This is a genomic window from Brevibacterium sp. SMBL_HHYL_HB1 (assembly GCF_018208375.1).
Classification (GTDB): domain Bacteria; phylum Actinomycetota; class Actinomycetes; order Actinomycetales; family Brevibacteriaceae; genus Brevibacterium; species Brevibacterium intestinavium.
Genome location: NZ_CP062936.1, coordinates 2263779 through 2283520 on the forward strand (window position 1 = coordinate 2263779; position 19742 = coordinate 2283520).

A 19742-nucleotide genomic window follows, 5' to 3' on the forward strand; every position below is an offset into this window, starting at 1 on the left:
GCTGAAACCACGTCGCCGAGATCCCGCTGCAGAGGCTCGGTCGCGCCGCTCTCATCGGCTCTCGTCCTCATCCCAGTGCACGGGGCTCCCGTCGTCGGCCTGCAGCGTGGAGAGTCTGATCAAGAGCAGTCCGATGGCCATTCCCACACCGATCCAGACCGTGACGACGACTGCCGAGGTCAGGGCCGAGGGTCCGAAGTCGGACAGACTCAAGGGCCCCAAGGCCCCGCCGGAGAAGAGCGCGAGGATCTCGAAACCGACGAAGACGATGCCGGCGGCGATGCCGATGCCCGACCATGAGCCTTCGAGCACTTCGCGGGCTCGGTCCCGTCCGAGGATGGTCGCCAGCAGGCCGAGGACGATGAGAACCGCCGGCGCCGCCATCGTCCATGCCGGGTAGTCTCCGCTGAGCAGCTGCAGCACCGGAACATCGGGCACCGGCACGGTGGCCGCGTGCAGTGCCGAACTCGTCTCCGCTCCGCCCAGGCCGACGCCGGAACCGGCGCTCCACGACAGCGCCGAGTAGAGGATGCCCGGGGCGAACAGCAGCTGGACGATGAGCAGGCCGACACCGGCGGCGACCGGTGAGCTGTAGACCTGCAGCGACACGGACACATCGTCCCAGCGGAGGACGATGCCGACGGCGAGGATGACCACGGCCGCTGCCAGTGCACCCCAGAGCAAGCGGCGCGCCAACCTGCATCCGAGATCCCAGATCTCGTCGAGCCCCCGCAGCCCCGGAATATCAGCCACGCCGCGGACCCGGAGGAATCCGAAGCCCACGGCAGAGACGAGGAAGAGGAGGAGACGCAGGATTCCCAGAGGAGTCACCGTCGCCTGTCCGACCAGGATCGCGAAAGCCAGCAGCGGGCCCGCATACACCACGGCGAAGGTCCCCAGAGCCGTGGCCATGATCGTCCACCAGTCGCCGCGACCGTCCACATCATCGTCGGGCGCATCGGCTGCGATGCCGTCGACGAGGCGGCAGGCAGCCGCGGCCACGAGCGACCACAGTCCGAGCGTGATCAGGCTCGGTGCCACGGAGAAGTCGAACCCGAGGGTCGAGACGCTGAGGCCCGAGACCGATGCCCACAGTGCGAAGGCCCACTCGGGAATCACCGAATACGGCAGCTGTGAGCCGAGCCCGACGATCCAGCACGCCGTCGCCACGACGAAGGCGGCCGGTACGACGATGAGGTCGATCTTCACGACTTCCAGCAGAACTGTGAAGATCGTTCGACGGAGGGGGCGGAGGTGAGGAGAAGTGCGCATCACTTCCATTTTCACTGACGTCGGGCCTGCTTTTCGGTATTGACAGCGCGATTCCTCGTTCTGGGAAGTACAATTGCGCCAGGACAGGCTTGTACACGCAAAGGATGAATCCAACGATGAGCAACGGGAACGATCACCCCAATTTCCCGCCACCACCCAGCGAGCCTCCGGAGACCGGCCGATCGACGCCTCGTTCGGAGGATCCGAAGGACGAGGGCGTCGAGGGTTCGACAGCCTCGGACACCACCGAGGAGACGCAGGCAATGCCCGCTCCCGATTTCGACGAGGACCCGGCGGCCGGCCCGGAGCCGTCCGAAGGTTCGACTGGGCCCGATGACCAGGCGCCCCCGCTGCACACCCCCGACCAGGGGGCGGATGGCTCCGATGCCGAGGCCCCGGACCGGCCCACCGTGGCCCCGGCCGCTTCGCAGCAGAACCAGGCAACGCGGCACTCCGATCCGTCGGCCCAGAACGGCGGACCCTCCGGCTCGAATCAGTCGGATGGGACGTGGGCCGGCCCACCGGCGGGCCCATACCCGGGTGCTCCGAATCAGGCCGACCAGTATCAGAGCAGTCCGTATCAGAACGCGTCCGGCCAGGGCGGCTCCGCGTATCCGGGCGGACAGGGCCAGCCCGGTCAGCACCAACCGGGGCAGTACCAGACCGGCTCGGGTCCGGACGAGGGGCGCACCGGCTCGGGTTCCGGACAGTCCCAAGCGATTCCGCAGCCGGCCCCGGCCCCGGGCTTCGCCGGTTCTCAGGCCGCGGCGACCCGCGCCGATGCACGACCGGAGAAGAAGAGCAAGCTTCCGCTCTTCATCACACTCGGTGCGGTGGCCCTCGTCGCCGTCCTCGTCCTCATCGGCTTCCTCGTCGTCGGCAGCGTCAACAAGAACAACTACGGTCCCGACAAGGTGGCCGAGGACTATGTCGCCGCGCTGAACAAGGGAGACTTCGCTGCGGCGGAGAAGATCGCCGCCTCACCGCGGCCTGAGGGCACGAACGTCGATCTGCTGTCGAAGGAATTCACCGACGCCTCATCGGCGAAGATCGACAAGGCGAAGGTCGAATCCTCCACCGTCGACGGAGACAAGGGCACCGTCGTCGTGTCCTACGAACTCGACGGCACTGCCTACAACGTGGAGCTGTCGGCGAAGAAGGACGGAAAGCAGGACCTGTTCTTCGACAAATGGAGCCTGACCGGCCCCGAACTCAACGTCGTCTCCCTCGACATTCCCGCCGCCGACGGCCTGACCGTCAACGGCGAAGAGTACAAGGCGAAGTCGGGCACCACCTCTTTCGCCGTCTATCCGGGCAGCTATGACTTCGAGATCCCCTCGAGCAAGTGGGTCTCCGAGGCCTCGGACACGGCCCAGGTGAACTTCCCGAAGGCCTTCACCCCGGGCGGGGAGCCGAAGGAGGGTCAGGTCGCCCCCACCACCCTCAACCTCGACCTGTCGCCGACGAAGGCATTCAAGAAGGAAGTGCAGAAGCAGGTCGAGGCCGAGCTGAAGAAGTGCTTCGACAACAAGAGCATCGAGCCCAAGTGCGATTTCATCAAGTTCGATCCCTCGGAGATCCCGGTCGGCGGTTCGGACAAGAAGCTCGACGATCTGGCGAAGAAGGACACCGCGAAGTGGGACATGAAGGAGATGCCCAAGGTGAAGGCCAGCTTCGGTGCGGGCGATACCAACACCGGTTCGTTCTTCACTGAGAAGCCGGGCAAGTTCGACTTCACCGTCGATGGCAAGAGGGCCGGGTCCTCATACTTCTCCAACGGCAATTCGCTGTCGGTCTCCGGCAGCGTGAAGGTCGACGGCGACAAGCTCTCGGTCGAGTTCTTCGACTTCTGACCGGCGGTGACCCGCCGAACCGGCGGGATCGACCCTGTCCTTCCAGTCGGGTCGGTCCTGCTGGTCGGAGGTTTCAGCCCATCGCGGCCCTGGCCGGCGTCTCCAGACCGGTTGCGGTCTCGAACCAGGCTCCGGCGGCCATGACGAATTCGTCAGCGAAACGACGTCCGGAGATCTGGGCGCCGATGGTCCGGCCATCGGTCATGAACCCGGCCAGGACGGTCGCTGCCGGCTGTTCGGACATGTTCAACGGCATGGTGAAGCCGATATGGCCCATCGGCTCGTGCACCTCGGGGTAGGGCATCGGCTGTTCGGCCGGGAATGCCGGGCCGGGAGCGGTGGGAGAGATCACGAGGTCGAGATCGGCTGTGGCCGCGATCGTGCGCCGCCTGATCTCCTGCACACTGTGGTAGCAATCCATCAGCTGAACTCCGCTCACATCGGCTCCGTCCTGGGCCCACTGCTGGATATAGGGCAGGATGAGGGCCTGTTCCTCGACCGGCAGCGCCTTGAGATCGGCCCAGGACCGCACCCGCCAGAACAGATCCATGTCGTGGAGCAGACCGTCGTCGATGAACGGTTCGACCGAGACGATCGTCGCCCCGGCGTCAGCGAAGCGCTCGGCCGCCTCGGCGATGGTGGACCGGATCTGCGCGTCGACGGCCACCCCGCACCCGGCGTCGAGGTGCAGACCGATGCGCAGCCCCCGCGGGTCGAACCCAGCACCCGATCCGCATTCCGGATGATGGCGCGGATCGTCGACGGCGAAGCGAGGAAGTCGGGAGTAGTCCCGATCATCGGGAGCGGAGATGATGTCCATGACGGCTTTGACATCGGACATCCTGCGCGCGAGCGGCCCGGCGCACCGACCGAGATAGGGTGCGTCGAGCGGGACCCGACCGAAGCTGGGTTTGAGTCCGGCCAGGCCGAGCCATGTGCACGGCAGGCGGATCGAACCGCCGATATCGGAACCGATATGGATGGGGCCGTACCCGGCGGCGGCCGCCGCTCCGGCTCCGGCGCTCGAACCGCCGGTGGTGAGTTCGGGGTTCAGCGGAGAACGGGTCACTCCGTGAAGGGAGGAGACTCCCGAGGACAGCATGCCCCAATCGGGCATCGTCGTGGAACCGACGATGACGGCGCCGGCTTCCTCCAGCCGCTGCGTGATCGGGGCGTCGTGATCGGCGATCGGGACCTCGGCCCACGCATGCCCGCTGGGAATGGGCACCCCGGTTCGGGCGATGTTCTCCTTGATCGTCACCGGCACACCGTCGAGGTCGCTCAGGGGGCGGCCCTCGCGCCACCGGGCGGCGCTGGCCACGGCCGCGGTTCGGGACCGTTCGTCATCGCGGTGGCACAGAGCGTTGATGACCGGTTCGCATTCGTCCATTCTGGCCACCACGGCACTGTGCGCCTCGATGGGGTCGAAGTCCCCTCCGGCGAATCCGGCCGCCAGCTCGGCCGCGCTGTGATCGGCAAGCGAGATCGTGCTCACGTGCTGCCCTTTCTCTCGATGGTTCTGTGACGGTGATGCTCGGTCGGCTCAGCCGGTTGCGGCGAGCGCCTCGGCCAGGCTCGGGGTGGCGGCGATGAGGCGGGAGGTGTAGTCCTCCTGGGGGTTCGCGTAGATGTCCTCCGTGGCGCCGGACTCGACGATCCGGCCGTCCTTCATCACGATGACCTCCGAGCACAGGTGTCTGACGACGCCGAGGTCGTGGGAGACGAACAGGAGGGTCAGCGCATAGTCGTCGACGAGGTCGGTGAGCAGGTTGAGCACCTGGGCGCGCACGGACACGTCGAGGGCGGAGACCGGTTCGTCGGCGACGAGGATCTGCGGTCGGGTCACCAGGGCGCGGGCGATGGAGATCCGCTGCCGCTGACCGCCGGAGAACTGGTGCGGATAGCGACTCAGCGATTGCGCGTCGAGGTCGACGGCTTCGAGCATCGACTCGACCCGTGCGAGCCGCTCGTCCCTCTCGACGCCGGCCGCGACGAGAGGCTCGGCGACGATGTCCGCGACTCGCATCCGCGGGTCGAGCGAGGCGAAGGGGTCCTGGAACACGATCTGCAGGTTCTCCCGCAGAGCTCGCAGCGCCTGCGCACCAGCGGCCTCGACTCGGATGTCGCCGACCCGGACGTGGCCGGTGGTGGGACGATCGAGGCCGGAGAGGATGTTCAGCAGCGTCGATTTGCCCGAGCCGGATTCTCCCACGATGCCAAGACGCGCTCCGGCGCCGACCCGGAAGTCGATCCCGCCCAGGGCGGTGACACTCGATCGCCGTCGGCCGAGCAGTCCCCCGGCTCTGAATACACGAGTGACATCGGAAACCTCGATCAGCGCAGACGCGTCGCTGGCCGAGGCGGCCACGGGCTCTGCCTCGGGCGTGTCCGTTCCGCATTCGGCCCCGCCCATGCGGGTTTCTGACGCAGCCGGTCTCCGAGCGCCCGGCGCAGATGAGCGCGTCCGATCCTCGTCGATCACCGGTATCTGCGGACCCGTGTAGGCCAGTGCCGTCTTGAGCGTGAACAGTCGACCGTCGTCGTCGGTAGCACCGAGGTCCGACGACGCGAGCAGTCCGCGCGTGTATTCGTGCTCGGGTGCGGAGAAGATCTTCTCGACGGGTCCGGTCTCGACGATGCGGCCGCGGTACATGACGATGACCCGGTCGCAGAGGCCTGCCACGACGGCCAGGTCGTGGGTGATGAACAGCAGACCAGCCTGGACTGCTGCCACCCGTTCGGCGATGAGGTCGAGCATGTGCCGCTGCACGGTGACGTCGAGTGCCGTGGTCGGTTCATCGCAGATGAGCAGTCGCGGGGAGTTCGCCAGGGCGATGGCCAGCATGACCCGTTGGCGCTGTCCGCCGGACAGCTGGTGCGGGAACGCGAACCGTGCACTGTCGGGCTCGGGCATGTGCACGTCGTCGAGCAGCTGGCGCACACGTGTCGGCACGTGTGCGCGAGCCGTCTTGCCGTGGATGCGCAGCACCTCGGCGATCTGCTCGCCGATGCGCATGAGCGGGTTGAGTGCGCTCATGGGTTCCTGGAAGACCATGGACACGATGTCCGAGCGCAGCCCGGCCAGGGTCTTCTCATTCGCGTCGAGGAGGTTCCCGCTGTGGCCCTGCAGTCCCACCTGGCCCTGCACGTGCAGCTCTTCGGGCAGCAGTCCCATCACCGATTGGGCAGTCAGTGATTTGCCTGATCCGGACTCCCCGATCAGCCCGACCCTCTCCCCCGCCGCCAGGCTCAGACTCACATCGTCGAGCACAGGGTCCTGCGCACCTGCGGGGGTGATGGTCAGGTTGCGGACCTCGAGCAGATTCTCAGACACCACGGGCCTCCATCTTCGGATCGAACCGGTCTCGCAGCCCATCGCCCAAGAGATTGAAGCCGAGCACGGCGAGGGCGATGAACAGTCCCGGCCAGAGGGCGAGTTCGGGGTGGATCGACAGGAACTGCTGGGACTCCTGGAGCATCCGGCCCCAGGAGGGAACCGGGGCCTGCGTGCCGAGACCGAGGAAGGACAGCCCCGCCTCGGCCAGGACGGAGATCGCGAAGGCCACCGAGGCCTGGACGATGACCATGCCGGCGATGTTCGGCAGCACATGGACGACGGCGATGGCCGGGGTCCTGCGGTTCGATGCCCGGGCCGCGCGCACGTATTCGGACCCGAGCACCTGCAGGGTCCCGGACCTGGCCACGCGGGCGAACCCGGGAATCGCGGCGATGCCGACCGCCACCATGGCCGGGCCGGTTCCCGGTGAGTAGACGGCGGCGAAGATGATCGCCAGCAGCAGGGCGGGGAAGGCCAGGAGGATGTCGTTGGCGCGCATGATGACCGCGTCGATCCACACGCCCCACGGCTGCTTCGCGAAGATCGCCGACATGATGCCGATCGGGGTGCCGATGAGCAGGGCGATGCCGACGGCGACGACGCCGACCAGCAGGGTGATCCGTGCCCCGTACATCACCCATGTCAGCGTGTCGCGACCGAACTTGTCGGTGCCCAGCGGATGGGCGGGGCTGGCCGACTGGAGCCGCGCGATCGGGTCGATGTCACTGGGGCCGTAGGGCGTCCAGAGGAAGGAGACGAGCGCGAGACCGACGATGAGGACGACGAGGCCGCCGCCGATGGCCATCGACGCGTTGAGACGCAGCTTCGAGCGGCCGGGACCGGTGTCCGTCGCGCGTGCTGGAACGGTCGGGCCCGGTGCCTCGACGTCTGCGAGGTCGCGGGGGCTGTGAGCACCGGTGGGGCTGTCGCTCATGCGGCGTTCCTGATCCGTGGGTCGACGACGGGCACGAGCACGTCGACGATGAGGTTGATGATGAGCACCAGCAGGACGAGGACCATGACGATGCCCTGGACGGCGATGAGGTCGCGGTTGGCCACTGCTCGGATGAGTTCGGATCCGATGCCGGGCAGGACGAAGATCTGTTCGATGATCACCGCTCCCACCAGCAGCGTCGCCAACTGGACCCCGGCGACGGTGATGACGGGGATCGCGGCATTGCGCAGTCCGTGCGCGAACAGAGCCTTCGTGCGGGTCAGTCCCTTCGCGCGGGCGGTGCGGATGAAGTCCTCGCGCATGACGTCGAGGACGGCTGAACGCACATACCGGGTGAGGATAGCGGCCTGGACGAGAGCCAGTGACACGACCGGCAGGACGAGGCGGAGGAGGAATCCGCCGACGCCCTCGACCGGCGCCATCCATCCCTGGGACGGGAACCAGCCGAGGGTGAGTGAGAAGATGATGACGAGGATGATGGCGGCGAGGAAGTTCGGGATCGCGATGCCGATCTGACTCGCCGCGGAGATCGTCACGCCGATCCAGGTGCGGTGTTCGACGGCGGCGAAGGTGCCCAGAGGCACGGCGATGAGGATCGACAGGACGATCGCGGAGATGACGAGGATCGCAGTGACCTGCACGCTGTCGACGATGACGGGGGTGATCTCGGCTCCGGTGACATAGGAGGTGCCGAAGTCTCCCCCGGCCATGCCGATCATCCAGTCGAAGTAGCGGATCGCCGGCGGACGGTCGAGCCCGTACTGGGCTTCGAGAGCCGCCACCGCCTCGGGGGTGGCGTTGGTGCCCAGCGCCACCTGCGCCGCGTTTCCCGGCAGGAGGCTCATCAGGGCGAAGACCACCACCGAAGCGACGATGAGTGAGAGCGCGAACTGTGTTGCGCGGCTGATCGCGTAGGTGAGCATCGATCCGTGTGGTCAGTTCCAGCTCAGGTCGGCGATCCTGAACGCATCGGAGACCCGATTGGCCGGGATCCCGGCGATATCGGACTTGGCGAGAACGAGGTTCGGGAACAGGAACAGGAAGTCCGAAGCCGCGTCGTCGGTGATCGTTCGCGCGATCTCCTTCATCCCGGCGATGTAGTCCTCTTCCGTTCCGGTGTCGGCCTTCTCGGCGATCTTCTTGATCTTCGAATCGTCGTAGCCGATGTAGTAGTCCTTCGAGAACACCGTGAGGATGTCCCTCGGTTCGGCGTGGTTGATCACCGACATGTCGAAATCATGTTCGGTGAACGTCTTGTCCAACCACACGGCCGGGAACTCCTGGGTCTTGATGTTCGCTTTGAGCCCGACCTCTTCGAGCTGCGCGGACACGATCTCGGAGATCGCTTTGGCATAGGGCAGGTTCGGCACGGTGAATGTGAACTCCTCCCCCTCGATGCCGGCTTCGTCGACGAGCTCTTCGGCCTTGTCCGGGTCGTACTTCCACACCCCGGTGAGGTCTTCGTAGTAGGGATCGGTCGGCGGCACCATCGAACCGATGAGCTCACCGTATCCGGCCCACGCGGTGTCGAGGACGGCCTTGCGGTCGATCGCGTGCATGACGGCTTCGCGGGCCGTCTTGTCCTCGAAGATGCCCTCCGCATTGTTCATCGACAGCACGACTTCACCGTTCGTGGTGCCGGACACGATCTGGTAGTCGTCGCTCTGGAACTCCCCTGCCAGTTCGGGGGCCTGCAGATTGGAGACGAGGTCGATCTCTCCCGACTTCAGTGCGTTCGAGGCCGAGACCGCGTCCTTGAAGTACTTGAAATCCACGGAATCCAGTGCCGGCTGCTCACCCCAGTAGTCGTCCCTGGCGGCGAACTCGATCGATTGGCCGCGGGTGAACTTCTCGATCGTGAAGGGTCCTGTGCCGATGGCCTCGTTGGCCAGGTCCGTCGTGCCCTCGGTGTCGAAGACGGCACCGACGAGGCTGGTGAGATTGAACAGCCAGGTGTTCGACGGCTTCTTCAGTTCGATCTCGACGGTGGTCTCGTCCGGGGTCTCGATGGACTCGACGATGTCCATCTTCGACTTCAGTTCGTTCTTCCACTCGTCCTGCACCCGCTCATAGGAGAATTTGACATCCTCGCTGGTCAGGTCCGCGCCATTGGAGAACTTCACCCCTTCTCGCAGATCGAAGGTGTAGGTCCTGCGATCATCGGACAGCGACCAGTCCTCGGCCAGGCCCGGTTGGATCTCCCCCTCGTCGTCGAGGCGGACCAGGGACTCGTAGACGTTTTCCATCAGCGCTTCGGGGATCGCCACGCCCGAGGTGGAGGTGAAGTCGAGGTTGACCGGTTCGGCGGTGAACGCGATGGTCATCGAGTCCTTCTGCTCCGCATCGCCGGAGTCCGATGCTCCCGCCGAACAGGCCGTCAGCAGCAGGCTCGTGGCGGCTGCGGCCGCCACCCACGTCATGATGCGCGGAGTCTTCATCGTTCTCCTCGAATTCGCCGACCGACGAGGGGTCGTTCACCAACACTCAAGCATCGCCAGTGTATCCGATGTTCTCACCTGGCGAAGCGTTCATGTTCGCATGCTGGAGACTGTGAAGGACGGCGTTCACAGGCGCGGCTGTTCGGCCAGGATCGCGGCCAGGGAGTCGAAGGCGAGGCGTCGATGGGAGCGGGAGTTCTTCTCCTCCGGACTCATCTGCGCGGCCGTCGACGTCGATCCCTCGGGCAGGAAGATCGGATCGTAGCCGAAGCCGTTCTGCCCCGCCGGCGCGGTGGCCAGACGTCCGGGCATGACGCCCTCTGCAGTGAACTCACGGCCATCGGCGGTCACAGCCGCGGCGGCGCAGCGGAACTGTGCGCCGCGGTGCTCGTCGCCGATGTCGCTCAGCTGCGCCAGCAGCAGTTCGAGGTTGGCACGGTCATCGCCGTGCCGTCCCGCCCAACGGGCGGAGAAGATGCCCGGTGCCCCGCCGAGGACGTCGACGCTGATGCCCGAGTCATCGGCGATGGCGGTGCGCCCGGTCGCCGCGGCTGCGGCGCGGGCCTTGATCAGGGCGTTCTCGGCGAACGTCACTCCGGTCTCGGCGACATCGCGAAGTCCCGCTTCGGCGGCGGTGAGCACAACGGTGTCGGCGCCGAGGACCGGACCGAGGATGGCCAGCAGCTCACGCTTCTTGCCCTCGTTGTGAGTGGCCAGGACGAAGGTCGTCATCCTGCGAGCACCTCGGACTGGATGCGGGTGAGCTCGGCGCAGCCGAGTCCGGCCAGATCGACGAGACGACCGAGTTCGTCACGGTCGAAGGGTGCGCCTTCGGCCGTGCCCTGGACCTCGACGAACTTTCCCGAGCCGGTCATGACCACATTCATATCGGTCTCGGCCCGCGAATCCTCGACATAGGGCAGGTCGAGCAGCGGCTGACCGTCGATGATGCCGACGCTGACGGCGGAGATGGAATCGACGATCGGGTTGTGGGCGGCGGGAATGAGGCCGGTCGAACGCCCCTTGTCGATGGCTTTGGCCAGCGCCACATAGGCGCCGGTGATCGAGGCTGTGCGGGTGCCTCCGTCGGCCTGGAGGACATCGCAGTCGAGGACCAGGGTGTTCTCTCCGAGCTTCTCCATGTCGATGACGGCGCGCAGGCTGCGACCGATGAGGCGGGAGATCTCATGGGTGCGGCCGCCGAGCTTCCCCTTGACCGACTCACGGGTGCTGCGTGAGTCGGTGGCCCGCGGCAGCATGGCGTATTCGGCCGTGACCCAGCCGCGGCCCTCACCCTTGAGCCAGCGAGGCACACCTTCGGTCAGCGAAGCCGCGCAGAGGACGCGGGTATTGCCGAACTCCACGAGCGCGGACCCTTCGGCGGTGTTGATCCAGTCGGGGGTGATCCTGACCTCACGGAGTTCGTCTGCCTGACGTCCGTCTGCGCGCACTGTCTGCCTCTTTCGTATCTCGGTTGCGGTTGCGGGTTCTGGTGCGGGGTCGACTGCGGGCACTGAACTCACACGGTCCAAGTGGCACCGGGTTTGGCGAGTTCGATGGGGCCGCGGAACTCGCCGGCCGCCTCACCGCGGACGATCGAGCAGTCGGTCCAGATCGGGATGTGGGTGAGCACGAGCGCGGACGCCTCGGCGTTCTGCGCCACACGGCCGGCGCGTTTGCCGGTCAGGTGGATTCCGCGGGCGGTGTCCCGGTCCTCCTGGAACGCGGCCTCGCAGAGGAAGAGGTCGGCACCTGAGGCGGCGGCGACGAGGTTGTCGCATTCGTCGCTGTCGCCGGAATAGGTGATGACGCGTCCTGCTGCATCGGTGATGCGCAGTGCGTAGGCCTCGACGGGATGGTCGACGAGGAAGGACTCGACTGTGAGCGTTCCGATCTGGTGTCGGCTGCCGTGGTCGAGGTCGGTGAAGTCGAAGGCATGGTCGAAATTCGAATCGTCTCCGCCGTTGGCTACCGGAGACCGACCCGGATCGGTGTAGTAGGCCCGGGTCAGCCGTTCCTTCGCCCCGGGTGGGGCGAGGACCGGGGTGCGGGTGCGGATCGTGCCGGTGTCGGAGACGTCGCCGTTGAAGAACTTCGGGTCGAAGCGGTGTTTGACGTAGAGCCCGGTCAAATCCATGCAGTGGTCGGGATGGAGGTGGCTGAGCACGATGGCCGAGATCCGGTCGGTGTCGATCGTCTGCTGCAGAGGACTCAGCGCCCCGGATCCGAGGTCGAGGACGATGCGGGTGGGTGTGTCCTCGTCGCTTTCGATGAGGTAGCAGCTGGCGAGCGCTGCCCGACCGGGAAAGGATCCGGCGGTGCCGATGGCGGTGAGCTTCATTCGTCGTCGTCCCCTTGCGTCCGCGACAGCAAGGTCGTTGTCAGTCGGTCCTGAATCCAGGTCAGGAAGTCGTACAGGGTCAGGGTGAGGTCTTCGGACTCGGAGAGATCCTCGCGGTGGGCGTATTTCTCTTCCTGTGCTTCCTCGGTGTCGATGCCGAGCCGGACGGCGAGGACCAGTCGCAGATCGTTGAGACCCTTCATCCAGGCCAGGACCTCGTCATGGGTCAGGGTGATGTCGTTGCCCTTGCTCAGCCCCAGCAGCACGATGCGCACATTGTGGGCCTTGGCCTGTTTGAGGTCGAACTCCGTGAGTCGGCGGAACTCCGCCGAACGCTCCTCATCGTCGGGGTCGACGTCGGGCAGCAGCCTCAGCAGCGCCGGATCGACCGGACGGGGCCGGTCGACGAGACCGAGGCGGGCCTCCCAGTTCTCCGAATCCGGTCGGTCCGTCTCCTCGTCTCCGTCTTCGTTCAGCAGCGCGGAGAGGTCGGTAAAGACGGTGAGCATCAGAGAGCGTTCGTTGTCTTCGAGTCTGAGGACGACATCGTCCCCGCGTGCGTCGATGGCGGCCATGTGTCAGTCGGATCCTGAATCGGGTTGGCACGCGGCCCACAGGCCGTATTCGTGCATCGCTTGCGTGTCTCTCTCCATGGCTTCGCGACCTCCGGTGGCGACCACGGAACGGCCGTTCTCATGGACCTCGAGCATCAGCGCGTGGGCCTTGTCCTCGGAGTATCCGAAATAGCTCTGGAACACGAAACTGACATAGCTCATGAGGTTGACCGGGTCGTTGAAGACCACGGTCTTCCAGGGCTTGGCCAGATCTTCGGCCGGCCGGACGTCGACCTCCGGCTCGAGAACTGGTGTCGTTGGATTGCTCACGTTTCCAGCTTACGGCAGAACAGTGACGCTGTCGTGACGTAAGATCGCGCCTATGAGTGATCTCACACGCACCGATTCGACGGCATTCTTCACGGATCAGTACGAATTGACCATGGTGCAGGCCGCCTTGGAATCGGGGGCCGCTCACCGCAGGAGCCTCTTCGAGGTGTTCGGTCGCACCCTTCCCCCCGGTCGCCGCTACGGAGTCGTCGCCGGCACCGGTCGGATCCTCGAGATGATCCGCGACTTCCGCTTCGATGATGCGGAGCTGTCCTTCCTCAGCCGGGAGAAGATCGTCGATGAGCGCACCATCGACTGGCTGGCGAACTACCGTTTCTCCGGCACGATCCGCGGCTATGCCGAGGGTGAGGTCTATTTTCCCGGATCGCCGCTGCTGACGATCGAATCGACGTTCGCCGAGGGTGTCATCCTCGAAACGCTCATCCTCTCGGCCATGAACTACGACTGCGCCGTCGCCTCGGCGGCCTCCCGGATGGCGCAGGCGGCCAGTGATCGTCCCTGCGCGGAGATGGGCGGGCGGCGCACGAACGAACACGCCGCGGTGGCGGCGGCCCGAGCCGCGGTCATCGGCGGTTTCGCCTCGACGTCGAATCTGGCCGCCGGGCTGAAGTACGGTCTGCCCACCATCGGCACCTCGGCGCATTCATTCACCCTCCTGCATGACTCCGAGCGCGAGGCGTTCGCCGCGCAGCTGAAGTCGCTGGGCACCGATACGACGCTCCTGCTCGACACCTATGACGTCGAGGAGGCCCTGGCGGTGGCCGTCGACCTCGGCGGTGTCGAACTCGGCGGTGTGCGGATCGATTCCGGTGACCTCATCGAACAGGCCAGGGAGGTCCGGGACGGACTGGACCGCCTCGGCGCCCACGACACGACGATCACCGTCACGAGCGACCTCGACGAGTATGCGATCGCCGCGCTTGCGGCCTCTCCCGTCGACTCCTACGGGGTCGGCACCCGCGTCGTGACCGGTTCGGGTGCTCCGGCCGCGGGCCTGGTGTACAAACTGGTGGCCCGGGCCGACGAGGCCGGAGAGTGGACATCGGTGGCCAAGCATGCGACAGGCAAACCCTCCCGCGGCGGGCACAAGGAGGCGCTGCGCCTCATCGATGGTGCGATCGCCGTCGAGGAGGCCGTCGGAATCCCCTCGCTGCCCGACGACCTCGGTGAGGGCCGCCGGTTGAGCGTCGATCTCGTCGTCGATGGTGAGGTCGACGAGTCATTCGTGGGTACGGCCGGTGTGAAGAAGGCCTGTGCCCGTCACGACGAGTCCCTGGCCGAGCTGCCGCGCTCGGCGCGTCGGCTGCAGGACGGTGAACCGGCCATTCCCACCGTCTTCTACTCGGACTGAGCGGCCTCTGCTCTCAACCGGCGCCGTCTGCTCGGCCTGAGGCCCTTCTGCTCGGAGTGAGCGCCCCGCCGGCATCGGATCCGGGCGGGGCGCTTCTGCGCTCGGCGCACGACGGGGCCCGTGTCCGATTTCTCGGGCCGGGGATCATTTGCGGCCGATGAACCAGCCCTGCAGCTTCTTGATCCGGGCCTGGATCTGTTCCCGCGTGGCCTGAGCCACGGCCGGTCCCCCGCAGGCCCTGCGCAGCTCGACGTGCACGTTCTGGTGCGGAGTCCCCGTACGCCTGGCCCAGGCCCCGACGAGGCTCTGGAGCTGATTGCGCTCTTCCTTCATCGCCCGGTGCTCGAGTTCGCTCGTGTCCGGCTCGGGTGCCGGTGCCGTCGAGGTCTTGCGCTTGGCCTGCCGCGCCTGCTGGGTGCGCAGCAGTTCGTGGACCTGCTCGGGTTCGAGCAGCCCGGGGATCCCGATGAAGTCGAGTTCGTCTTCGGATCCGACGGCCCCGCCGGTGCCGAATTCGCCGCCGTCGAACAGGACGCGGTCGAACAGTGCTTCGGCGCCGAGGGCTTCGAAGGAGCCGAGCTGATCGGATGAGGCGCCCTCGTCCCGGTTCGCCTGTTCCACCGCCTGGTCGTCGAAGACGACGACGTCGTTCTCGTCGTCGTTCTTCGGCCGGTCGAGAGCGTGATCGCGTTCGGTCTCCATCGTGTTCGCCAGAGCCAGCAGCACGGGCACCGAGGGGAGGAACACCGAGGCGGTCTCCCCGCGTTTGCGGGCCCGTACGAAACGTCCGATGGCCTGTGCGAAGAACAGCGGTGTCGACGCCGAGGTCGCATAGACGCCGACGCACAGGCGCGGGACGTCGACGCCTTCGGAGACCATGCGCACGGCGACCATCCACCGGTCGGTGGAGTTCTGGAACTGTTCGATCCTCTCCGAGGCTCCGGCCTCATCGGACAGGACCACCGTGGGCTTCTCTCCGGTGATCTCGTGCAGCCGCTTGGCGTAGGCGCGTGCCGCTTCCTGGTCGGTGGCGATGACGAGGCCGCCGGCGTCGTGAACGGTGCGACGGACCTCGGTGAGTCGGATGTCCGCGGCCTTGAGAACGGCCGGGATCCAATCGCCCTTGGGATCCAGCGCGGTGCGCCAGGCCTGGGCATTGATGTCCTTCGTGGTCTCCTCACCGAGGACATGCGACATCTCGTCGCCGGCCTTCGTTCGCCACTTCATGGCTCCGGCATAGGCGAGGAACAGCACGGGACGGACGACGGAGTCCTTGAGGGCACGACCGTATCCGTACGAGTAGTCCGCCACCGAGGTGTAGATGCCGTTCTCGTCGGGAGCGTAGGTGACGAACGGGATCGGTGAGGTGTCCGATCGGAACGGGGTTCCGGTCAGGGAGAGACGGCGCACCGCGGGCCCGAAAGCCTCACGCACCGCATCCCCCCAGGACAGGGCGTCACCTCCGTGATGGACCTCGTCGAGGATGACCAGTGTCCGGCCGGCAGCGGTCCGGTTGTGGTGCAGGACCGGCTTCGCCGCCACCTGCGCATAGGTCAGGGCCACACCGTGGTAACCGGGAGCGTGCTTGCCCTGCGAATTCTTGAAATTCGGGTCGAGTTTGATGCCCACGCGCGCGGCCGAGTCGGCCCACTGCACCTTCAGGTGTTCGGTCGGAGCGACCACCGTCACCCGATTGACGATCTTTCGGGCCAGAAGCTCTGCGGCCAACCGCAGAGCGAACGTGGTCTTGCCGGCGCCCGGGGTGGCGACTGCGAGAAAGTCCTTCGGCTGTTTCTTGAAGTAGAGTTCGAGAGCCTCCGCCTGCCAGGCACGCAGCTTCCCTGCCGTTCCCCATGCGGCGCGCTCGGGAAAGGCCGGTGGCAGTTGTTCAGCAGCGGAGGTCCCTGGTGTTCCTGGTGTTTCTGGGAGACGTTCCGCGGACATCTACTCCTGCGGTCCTTCGGACATCGACTCGTAGATCTCTTTGCACCGGGGGCAGATCGGGAACCGTTCGGGGTCGCGGGTCGGGACCCACACCTTTCCGCACAGGGCGATCAGCGGAGTTCCCGTCACCATGGACTCCATGATCTTGTCCTTGGGTGCGTAATGGCTGTATCGCTCGTGGTCTCCGGGCTCGACAAGCTGCTCGGACTGCTCGCGCTCGATCGTTGATGAACCGCTTGAAGCTGGAATGGTCATGGCTCCATTGTAGTTCCCTAGAATGTGAGTCATGGACCAGGCCCACGACGATTCCCTCACAGAACGGTACAGGGAGCTCAGCGATGACATCGCCGCGGCGGTCGCCGTCGTCTCTGCCACGCGCGGCAAGGCGATGCATGCGATCACCGTCGATTCCTTCCTCGACGTCTCCTACGACCCGCCGACCATGGCGGTGAGCATCTACTCCGGGTCGCGCATGATGGAGACCCTCGAAACGAGTTCGCACTACGCGATCTCCCTGCTCAATTCGGATCAGAAGGACATCTCCGAGCGCCTCGGTGCGCCCGGTCAGCCGCTGTACGGCTCGCTGACGGGCATTGACACCTTCCCCGCCCCGCAGGCGGGCCAGCCGGTGCTCACCGAGGCCCTTGCCTGGTTCGAGCTCGAACTCACCGAGGTGCTCGAGGTCGCGACCCACAGCATCGTCGTCGGTGAGGTCGTCTCGCTGGGGGCGGGCAGAGACGCCGGTACGAGTCGTCCGCTGCTGCGGTGGCGGAAGGCCTACGGAACCATGGGGCGCCGCTGAGACTGCGGCGTCGCCTCCCCGTGGCATGAGACGAGCCCTTCGCAGCCGAATCGCATGAGCGATCCGCCCCCGAAGGGCTCATTCCTCGGTCGGCTGCGTCGACGGCCGATGGGTCGGTCGTCGGCGGGTTCAGCCGGTCAGACGACTCCCTGGGCGAGCATCGCCTCGGAGACGCGGATGAAACCGGCGATATTGGCTCCGGCGACGTAGTCTCCGGGCGACCCGAATTCCTCGGCAGCGGCAGCGCAGCTGTCGTGGACATCGCCCATGATCTCGGCCAGACGTGCCTCGGTGAAGTCGAAGTCCCAGGAGTCGCGGCTGGCGTTCTGCTGCATCTCCAGGGCGCTGGTGGCCACTCCGCCGGCGTTCGCCGCCTTGCCCGGGGCGAACAGGACGCCTGCGTCGGAGAAGATCTTCACGGCTTCCGGGGTGCAGGGCATGTTCGCGCCTTCGGCCAGCGCGATGAGACCGTTCTTGACCAGAGTGGCAGCCGAGTCAGCGTCGAGTTCGTTCTGAGTCGCGCAGGGCAGGGCGACATCGACTTCGGCGTCCCAGACGTTTCCGCCCTCGTGGTAGCGGGCCCGCCCGCCTCGCTGTTCGACGTACTCGGAGATCCGCCCGCGCTCTTCGAACTTGATGCGCTTGACGATCTCCGTGTCGATCCCGTCCGGATCGTAGATGTATCCGGAGGAGTCGGACATCGTGATGACCGTGCCGCCGAAGGCGGTGACCTTCTCCGCGGCGTAGACTGCGACGTTTCCGGATCCGGAGATCGACACGGTGCGTCCGTCGATGTTCTTCTTCGCCGCGGCGAGCATGTCCTTGAGGAAGTAGACCACGCCGAAACCGGTCGCTTCAGTGCGGACCATGGAGCCGCCGTAGGACAGGCCCTTGCCGGTGAGGACGCCGGCTTCGTAGGAGTTCGCCATTCTCTTGTACTGCCCGAACAGGTAGCCGATCTCCCGGCCGCCGACGCCGATGTCGCCGGCGGGGACGTCTCGGTACTCTCCGATATGGCGGGACAGTTCGGTCATCAGCGATTGGCAGAAGCGCATGACCTCACGGTCGCTGCGGCCCTTCGGGTCGAAGTCCGCGCCTCCCTTGCCGCCGCCGATGGGCAGCCCGGTAATCGCGTTCTTGAAGATCTGCTCGAACCCGAGGAACTTGACGATTCCGAGGTTGACCGAGGGGTGGAAGCGCAGTCCGCCCTTGTAGGGGCCCAGAGCCGAGTTGAACTGCACACGGAAAGCGCGATTGATCTGGACGACGCCGGAATCATCGATCCAGGGTACGCGGAAGATGATCTGCCGCTCAGGTTCGCACAGACGCTCGAGCGCCGAGAGTTCCAGGTATTCGGGGTGCTTGTCCACGACCGGGCCCAGGGAATAGAGGACTTCCTGTACCGCTTGGTGAAACTCCGACTCTCCGGGATTGCGCTGGAGCACAGTGTCGAAGATTGGCTGCAGTGATGGATGTAGGCTCATGAGCACAAACATACCGTGACCCGGATAACGGGATTTCAAGCGACCGGATTATGGACACGACTGTCCGGTCACTGCATTTGGGATAAAGGTTCCGAACGGCAATCACGGACCTGTCAAAGACGACGAGGGGACGTTCAAATATGCTCATCGACAGTATCTGGCCACCTTATGCACTGCACCTGCAATGCGCGGATATGGAGCTCTCACCCGTGCGAGACGCCGACCTGCCGGAGCTGGCGGAGATCGCTCGAAACGGCGTGCGTCGCGATGGTGTCCAGGCGTTCCCCGCCGATTGGGACACCGGCAGCCCGGAACAGATCACCCGCAGCCTCGCGCAGTACCATTGGGCGACACGCGCCGGTCTCACCGTCGAGCGGTGGACGATCGAGTTCACGGTCAGAGTCGCAGATCGAGTTGTCGGCGTTCAGGGAGTCTCCTCGGACCGATACCCCCTGACGCGCACCGTGTCGACGGGCTCCTGGCTGGCGCCGGAGGAGCAGGGACGTGGGTTCGGCACGCGTATGAGGTCGATGGTCATCGATGCCTTCGCCCGCCATTTCGGCACCCACCGGTTCGATACTGGCTACATCGCAGGCAACGATGCCAGTCGGAGGGTCTCGGAGAAGCTCGGCTACTCCCCCAATGGCCATCGACGCCTCATCAGCCAAGATGGTGCGCCGCGGACCGAACATCAGCTGGTTCTCTTCGCCGCCGACTACGAGCACACGGATGATGAGGTCATCGTCACCGGCGCCGAGGCTGTTCGCCGATTCCTCGGCCTCGAACAGGATCCAACGGTCGCACAACGCCCATGAATAAAAAAGCACCCATGAATACAAGAAAGGGCCCCGTCCAACACGAACAGGGCCCTCCCCACAAAAATAAATGCGGCAGTCACCTACTCTCCCACAACCACCAAGTTGCAGTACCATCAGCGCGAATGGGCTTAGCTACCGGGATCGGAACGGTTAACCGGGCGTTTCCCCACCACTATCACCACCGCAAAACCAACAGACCACCACACCCAACACACCAGTCAGGCGGTAGCAGTCCAAGAACC

The 19742-nt window shown here is 65.8% G+C and carries 18 protein-coding genes and 1 rRNA gene; 4 read left to right on the forward strand and 15 right to left on the reverse strand.

Annotated features, from left to right (window positions below):
- Positions 1 to 51: 51 nt before the first annotated feature.
- Complete coding sequence (locus IG171_RS10480; protein WP_212127406.1) at positions 52 to 1272, reverse strand: DUF6350 family protein; 1221 nt, start codon at positions 1270 to 1272, stop codon at positions 52 to 54.
- A gap of 116 nt (positions 1273 to 1388) precedes the next feature.
- Here IG171_RS10480 and IG171_RS10485 point away from each other — a divergent pair, with 116 nt between their 5' ends.
- Entirely contained in the window at positions 1389 to 3125 is a 1737-nt protein-coding gene (locus IG171_RS10485) for a hypothetical protein (protein ID WP_212127407.1), read from the forward strand.
- A gap of 73 nt (positions 3126 to 3198) precedes the next feature.
- On the opposite strand, the gene IG171_RS10490 is transcribed toward IG171_RS10485, so the two are convergent.
- The 10 genes from IG171_RS10490 to clpS all read right to left on the reverse strand — a co-directional run bounded on the left by IG171_RS10490 (position 3199) and on the right by clpS (position 13080).
- Complete coding sequence (locus IG171_RS10490; protein ID WP_212127408.1) at positions 3199 to 4620, reverse strand: amidase; 1422 nt, start codon at positions 4618 to 4620, stop codon at positions 3199 to 3201.
- A 48-nt stretch (positions 4621 to 4668) separates the two neighbouring features.
- Positions 4669 to 6459 carry an ABC transporter ATP-binding protein gene (locus tag IG171_RS10495; protein ID WP_212127409.1) on the reverse strand — a complete coding sequence of 597 codons (1791 nt, stop codon included), beginning with the start codon at positions 6457 to 6459 and terminating at the stop codon, positions 4669 to 4671.
- A complete protein-coding gene (locus tag IG171_RS10500; protein WP_249204329.1) occupies positions 6452 to 7267 on the reverse strand; it encodes an ABC transporter permease in 816 nt (271 codons plus the stop codon). The genes IG171_RS10495 and IG171_RS10500 overlap by 8 nt, the downstream gene beginning before the upstream one ends.
- Positions 7268 to 7392: 125 nt before the next feature.
- Positions 7393 to 8340, reverse strand: coding sequence for an ABC transporter permease (locus IG171_RS10505; protein WP_212127411.1), 948 nt, complete (start codon positions 8338 to 8340; stop codon positions 7393 to 7395).
- A gap of 12 nt (positions 8341 to 8352) precedes the next feature.
- The gene (locus IG171_RS10510) at positions 8353 to 9855 is read right to left on the reverse strand and encodes an ABC transporter substrate-binding protein (RefSeq protein ID WP_212127412.1); all 1503 of its coding nucleotides are present in this window, start codon (positions 9853 to 9855) and stop codon (positions 8353 to 8355) included.
- 126 nt (positions 9856 to 9981) lie between these two features.
- Entirely contained in the window at positions 9982 to 10587 is a 606-nt protein-coding gene (gene rdgB / locus IG171_RS10515; RefSeq protein ID WP_212127413.1) for an RdgB/HAM1 family non-canonical purine NTP pyrophosphatase, read from the reverse strand.
- Positions 10584 to 11306, reverse strand: a complete 723-nt coding sequence (gene rph, locus IG171_RS10520; protein WP_212127414.1) for a ribonuclease PH — start codon at positions 11304 to 11306, stop codon at positions 10584 to 10586. Before rph ends, rdgB begins: the two co-directional genes overlap by 4 nt.
- Before the next feature lie 68 nt (positions 11307 to 11374).
- Positions 11375 to 12196, reverse strand: a complete 822-nt coding sequence (locus IG171_RS10525; protein WP_212127415.1) for an MBL fold metallo-hydrolase — start codon at positions 12194 to 12196, stop codon at positions 11375 to 11377.
- Positions 12193 to 12771: a DUF2017 family protein gene (locus IG171_RS10530; RefSeq protein ID WP_212127416.1), complete on the reverse strand. Its 579-nt coding sequence runs from the start codon at positions 12769 to 12771 to the stop codon at positions 12193 to 12195. The genes IG171_RS10525 and IG171_RS10530 overlap by 4 nt, the downstream gene beginning before the upstream one ends.
- A 3-nt stretch (positions 12772 to 12774) precedes the next feature.
- The gene (gene clpS, locus IG171_RS10535) at positions 12775 to 13080 is read right to left on the reverse strand and encodes an ATP-dependent Clp protease adapter ClpS (RefSeq protein ID WP_212127417.1); all 306 of its coding nucleotides are present in this window, start codon (positions 13078 to 13080) and stop codon (positions 12775 to 12777) included.
- Positions 13081 to 13132: 52 nt separating this feature from the next.
- Here clpS and IG171_RS10540 point away from each other — a divergent pair, with 52 nt between their 5' ends.
- Positions 13133 to 14452: a nicotinate phosphoribosyltransferase gene (locus IG171_RS10540; RefSeq protein ID WP_212127418.1), complete on the forward strand. Its 1320-nt coding sequence runs from the start codon at positions 13133 to 13135 to the stop codon at positions 14450 to 14452.
- 144 nt (positions 14453 to 14596) lie between these two features.
- Here the strand turns inward: IG171_RS10540 and IG171_RS10545 are convergent, their stop codons facing one another.
- Positions 14597 to 16396: a DEAD/DEAH box helicase gene (locus IG171_RS10545; protein WP_212127419.1), complete on the reverse strand. Its 1800-nt coding sequence runs from the start codon at positions 16394 to 16396 to the stop codon at positions 14597 to 14599.
- The gene (locus IG171_RS10550) at positions 16397 to 16684 is read right to left on the reverse strand and encodes a DUF3039 domain-containing protein (RefSeq protein ID WP_249203609.1); all 288 of its coding nucleotides are present in this window, start codon (positions 16682 to 16684) and stop codon (positions 16397 to 16399) included.
- Between IG171_RS10550 and IG171_RS10555 the strand changes: the two genes are divergently transcribed.
- Positions 16683 to 17198 carry a flavin reductase family protein gene (locus IG171_RS10555; RefSeq protein WP_212127421.1) on the forward strand — a complete coding sequence of 172 codons (516 nt, stop codon included), beginning with the start codon at positions 16683 to 16685 and terminating at the stop codon, positions 17196 to 17198. The two genes, IG171_RS10550 and IG171_RS10555, sit on opposite strands and share 2 nt — an antisense overlap.
- A gap of 137 nt (positions 17199 to 17335) precedes the next feature.
- Here the strand turns inward: IG171_RS10555 and gdhA are convergent, their stop codons facing one another.
- On the reverse strand, positions 17336 to 18682 hold the full coding sequence (gdhA, locus tag IG171_RS10560; RefSeq protein WP_212127422.1) for an NADP-specific glutamate dehydrogenase: 1347 nt from the start codon (positions 18680 to 18682) through the stop codon (positions 17336 to 17338).
- A 194-nt stretch (positions 18683 to 18876) separates the two neighbouring features.
- Here gdhA and IG171_RS10565 point away from each other — a divergent pair, with 194 nt between their 5' ends.
- The gene (locus IG171_RS10565; RefSeq protein ID WP_249203615.1) at positions 18877 to 19497 is read left to right on the forward strand and encodes a GNAT family protein; all 621 of its coding nucleotides are present in this window, start codon (positions 18877 to 18879) and stop codon (positions 19495 to 19497) included.
- A gap of 70 nt (positions 19498 to 19567) precedes the next feature.
- On the opposite strand, the gene rrf is transcribed toward IG171_RS10565, so the two are convergent.
- A 5S ribosomal RNA gene (gene rrf / locus IG171_RS10570) occupies positions 19568 to 19686 on the reverse strand.
- Positions 19687 to 19742: the final 56 nt, after the last annotated feature.

What these genes read in the sequence shown, in the direction of transcription:
- IG171_RS10565 (WP_249203615.1), top strand. Translation starts at nt 18,877, where the DNA reads ATGGAGCTCTCACCCGTGCGAGACGCCGACCTGCCGGAGCTGGCGGAG.
- IG171_RS10480 (WP_212127406.1), bottom strand. Translation starts at nt 1,272, where the DNA reads ATGCGCACTTCTCCTCACCTCCGCCCCCTCCGTCGAACGATCTTCACA.
- IG171_RS10530 (WP_212127416.1), bottom strand. Translation starts at nt 12,771, where the DNA reads ATGGCCGCCATCGACGCACGCGGGGACGATGTCGTCCTCAGACTCGAA.
- IG171_RS10505 (WP_212127411.1), bottom strand. Translation starts at nt 8,340, where the DNA reads ATGCTCACCTACGCGATCAGCCGCGCAACACAGTTCGCGCTCTCACTC.
- IG171_RS10485 (WP_212127407.1), top strand. Translation starts at nt 1,389, where the DNA reads ATGAGCAACGGGAACGATCACCCCAATTTCCCGCCACCACCCAGCGAG.
- gdhA (WP_212127422.1), bottom strand. Translation starts at nt 18,682, where the DNA reads ATGAGCCTACATCCATCACTGCAGCCAATCTTCGACACTGTGCTCCAG.
- IG171_RS10510 (WP_212127412.1), bottom strand. Translation starts at nt 9,855, where the DNA reads ATGAAGACTCCGCGCATCATGACGTGGGTGGCGGCCGCAGCCGCCACG.
- IG171_RS10550 (WP_249203609.1), bottom strand. Translation starts at nt 16,684, where the DNA reads ATGACTCACATTCTAGGGAACTACAATGGAGCCATGACCATTCCAGCT.
- IG171_RS10555 (WP_212127421.1), top strand. Translation starts at nt 16,683, where the DNA reads ATGGACCAGGCCCACGACGATTCCCTCACAGAACGGTACAGGGAGCTC.
- IG171_RS10500 (WP_249204329.1), bottom strand. Translation starts at nt 7,267, where the DNA reads ATGGCCATCGGCGGCGGCCTCGTCGTCCTCATCGTCGGTCTCGCGCTC.
- rdgB (WP_212127413.1), bottom strand. Translation starts at nt 10,587, where the DNA reads ATGACGACCTTCGTCCTGGCCACTCACAACGAGGGCAAGAAGCGTGAG.
- IG171_RS10545 (WP_212127419.1), bottom strand. Translation starts at nt 16,396, where the DNA reads ATGTCCGCGGAACGTCTCCCAGAAACACCAGGAACACCAGGGACCTCC.
- IG171_RS10540 (WP_212127418.1), top strand. Translation starts at nt 13,133, where the DNA reads ATGAGTGATCTCACACGCACCGATTCGACGGCATTCTTCACGGATCAG.
- IG171_RS10525 (WP_212127415.1), bottom strand. Translation starts at nt 12,196, where the DNA reads ATGAAGCTCACCGCCATCGGCACCGCCGGATCCTTTCCCGGTCGGGCA.